Here is a 3,482-nt window from a genome sequence, read left to right as displayed (position 1 = left end):
GCGCCAGCCGCGCGCCGAGGGTGCCACCCCCCGCAAGGCCGCACCCGCCGCCCGCCGCCGTTCCGCCCCGCCGGCATTCGAGCTGGAATCCGAGATGCCCGAGCCAGAGCTGATCGAGCGCGATTCGGATTACGAGGGCGCCGCCCCGTCCGAGGCCGAGGTCCGGGGCCGCATCAGCGACGCCATCCGCACCAGCACCGCCAAGTCGTCGGTGCTGAAGGCGGTCGCGTCCCGGCTGGCCCGCGAGGGTGCGCCCGCGACCCCCGCCCCCGAGGAGCCGGTCGACCCGCGCCCCTTCGGCGCCGAGACGCCGCGCCAGATCATCGCCCCCGCCAAGCGCGCCGAACCCTCTCGCAGCGCGCGGGCCGAGGCCGAGCCTGCCCTGCGGTTCGACGACAGCGGCAGCCCCGCCTATGAGCGGCCCCCGCTGGCGCTGCTGTCGGCGCCATCGGACAGCGACGTGGTGCCCGTGTCCCACGAGGCGTTGATGGAGAACGCCCGCATGCTGGAGGCGGTGCTGGACGATTACGGCGTCAAGGGCCAGATCACCGAGGTCCGCCCCGGCCCGGTCGTGACGCTGTACGAGCTGGAACCCGCGCCGGGCCTGAAGGCCAGCCGCGTGATCGGCCTGTCCGACGACATCGCCCGGTCGATGTCGGCCCTGTCCGCGCGCGTCAGCACCGTTCCCGGCCGCACCGTGATCGGGATCGAACTGCCCAACGCCAAGCGCGAAAAGGTGCTGCTGCGCGAGATCTTTGCCTCGCGCGCCTTCGGCGACGGCACGCAGCCGCTGCCACTGGCGCTTGGCAAGGATATCGGCGGCGATCCGGTCGTGGCGAACCTGGCCAAGATGCCCCACCTGCTGATCGCGGGCACCACCGGGTCGGGCAAGTCGGTCGCCATCAACACTATGATCCTGTCGCTGCTCTACAAGCTGACGCCGGACGAATGCCGGCTGATCATGATCGACCCCAAGATGCTGGAACTGTCCGTCTATGACGGCATCCCGCACCTGCTGTCCCCGGTCGTCACTGACCCCAAGAAGGCCGTCGTGGCGCTGAAATGGGTCGTGGGCGAAATGGAGGACCGCTATCGCAAGATGTCCAAGATGGGCGTGCGCAACATCGAGGGCTATAACGGCCGCGTCACCGAGGCCCTGAAGAAGGGCGAGATGTTCAAGCGGACGGTCCAGACGGGCTTTGACGAGGATACCGGCGACGCGATCTGGGAGACCGAGGAGTTCCAGCCCGAGACCTTCCCCTATATCGTCGTGGTCGTCGACGAGATGGCCGACCTGATGATGGTCGCCGGCAAGGAGATCGAGGCCTGCATCCAGCGCCTGGCGCAGATGGCCCGTGCCTCGGGGATCCACCTGATCATGGCAACGCAGCGTCCCTCGGTCGATGTCATCACCGGCACGATCAAGGCGAACTTCCCCACGCGGGTCAGCTTTCAGGTCACTTCGAAGATCGACAGCCGCACCATCCTGGGCGAGCAGGGGGCAGAGCAGCTGCTGGGCCAAGGCGACATGCTGTACATGGGCAACGGCGCGCGCGTCACCCGCATCCACGGTCCCTTCGTCAGCGACGAGGAGGTCGAGGAGATCGTGACCCACCTGAAATCCTTTGGGCCGCCCAGCTACAAGTCGGGCGTGGTCGAGGGCCCCGAGGACGACAAGGCCGACGACATCGACGCGGTGCTGGGCCTGGGCGGCGACGGATCGGACGATGCGCTGTATGATCAGGCCGTGATGATCGTGGCCAAGGACCGCAAATGCTCCACCAGCTATATCCAGCGCAAGCTGGCCATCGGCTACAACAAGGCTGCGCGCCTGGTCGAGCAGATGGAGGAGCAGGGCGTGGTCAGCAGCGCCAACCATGTCGGCAAGCGCGAGGTGCTGGTCCCCGAGGTCTGATGACCGCGGTAGGGACCGGCCAGAACGGGATGTGGCCATGACGATCTGGCAGTTGCACATGCTGAACGCCCGCAGCGCCCTGACGCCCGTCATGGCCGAGATCCGCGCCCATGCGCGCGAGATGGTGGCGATGGCCGAGGCGCATCTGGACCTGCCCCGGTTCGACCTTGTGGTGCGGGGGGGCGACGGGGTGATCCCCGAATGGGGTATCGCGGGCCACGCCCCGGCCCCCGGCATCATCGAGATCACGCTGGACCCCGACCGGGTCGAGCCCGAGCATTTCCGCCGCACCCTGGTCCACGCACTGCATCGCCTGACGCGCTGGGACGGGCCGGGATACGGTCGGTCCCTGGGCGAGGCGCTGGTCAGCGAGGGGCTGGCGGGACATTTCGTCCAACAGGTTCTGGGCGGGCCGCCCGACCCCTGGGATCAGACGCGGCCGGGGCTGGGCACGCTGAAGCAGGCGGCGGGGCTGTGGGCGCGCCGTGACTATGATCACGGCGAGTGGTTCCTGGGGCGCGGGCGGATGCGCAAATGGACCGGCTATGGCATCGGGCACCGCCTGGTGGCCGAGCACCGGGCACAAGTCGAGGGGCAGGATGCGGCATCGCTGGTCTGGCAGCCCGCGGACGAGTTCCGCGCGGCGCTGCGGCGCCTGATGGTCGTCGAGGGGATCGAGGACGCCTTTGACCCCGAAGACATCGTCCGCGACGATGCCGCCGCCGAGCCGGAAGCGGCCATCGAAGATGCGTCGGTCAGCGGCGATCAGGGTGACGCTGTCCCGGTGGAACAGCCTGCGACGGACAGCACCACCGCAGCGGAGGCGGATGACGAAAGCGCGCAGATTGCGTCCCGCGACGCCGGGGGGCAGGCCCCCCGGACCCCCCAGGACGGCTGAGGGCCGCACCAGCAGCCCCAGCACCAGGCCCGCCACGCCCCCGCCCAGATGCGCCTGCCAGGCGATCGACGGCATCAGCAGCGTCAGCGCCACGTTCAGCCCCAGGATCAGCGCCACGGCGCGCACCAGCGGGCTCATTGGGCGGTGACGGCGGCGCAGGGTGATCGCCGCATAGCCGACCAGCGCCCCCGCCAGCCCGAAGACCGCGCCCGACGCGCCGACCATCGGCCCGGCATCGGGCTCCATCCAGGCGAAGACCATGCCGGCGGCGATCTGGCTGAGCAGATAGGTCAGCGCCATGCGGGCCGATCCGATCATGCGCACCAGCTCTCGGCCGACGGCGGCCAGGGAGATCATGTTCATCGCCAGATGCAGCGGTCCGGAATGCAGCAGGCCGTAGGTCAGGAACATCGCGACCCCCTGACCGGGATAGAGCCCGACCCCATCGCCCACCAGCGGCGCCCAGAAGCCGCCCAGCATCACCGAGGCCGTCCGCGCGCTGCCCAGGCCCAGCATGGGCGCGGCAAAGCAGAACGCCTCGATCATGCAGCAGGCGATGATGACGGCCCGCAGCCACAGTGGCAGGGCGGCGGGTTCGGGCAGGCGCCCGGCCGACACCCGCGGGATCGCCACGGGGCGGTCCATGTCGGTCACGCCCCTGCGCGCGGG

2 protein-coding genes and 1 pseudogene are annotated in these 3,482 nt (G+C 69.9%); 2 read left to right on the top strand and 1 reads right to left on the bottom strand.

What is annotated here, in order from left to right; translation table 11 throughout:
• Both GBO37_RS13975 and GBO37_RS13970 read left to right on the top strand, forming a co-directional pair.
• Positions 1–1,915 (top strand): DNA translocase FtsK (locus tag GBO37_RS13975; RefSeq protein WP_252929635.1); only part of this gene is annotated, 1,915 nt, incomplete at its 5' end.
• 37 nt (positions 1,916–1,952) lie between these two features.
• Positions 1,953–2,813, top strand: coding sequence for a DUF2268 domain-containing putative Zn-dependent protease (locus GBO37_RS13970; RefSeq protein ID WP_252929634.1), 861 nt, complete (start codon positions 1,953–1,955; stop codon positions 2,811–2,813).
• A gap of 15 nt (positions 2,814–2,828) precedes the next feature.
• Here the strand turns inward: GBO37_RS13970 and GBO37_RS21650 are convergent.
• A pseudogene (locus GBO37_RS21650) lies at positions 2,829–3,224 on the bottom strand (rhomboid family intramembrane serine protease); the annotation flags it as partial.
• Positions 3,225–3,482: the final 258 nt, after the last annotated feature.

It is taken from the genome of Paracoccus sp. 08, assembly GCF_024105395.1.
GTDB lineage: Bacteria > Pseudomonadota > Alphaproteobacteria > Rhodobacterales > Rhodobacteraceae > Paracoccus > Paracoccus marcusii.
The sequence above is the reverse complement of the archived record's forward strand: the minus strand, read 5'-3'. Positions and strand labels throughout refer to the sequence as shown.

Coding starts and splice junctions, on each gene's coding strand:
- GBO37_RS13970 (WP_252929634.1), top strand. CDS start 1,953: ATGACGATCTGGCAGTTGCACATGCTGAACGCCCGCAGCGCCCTGACG.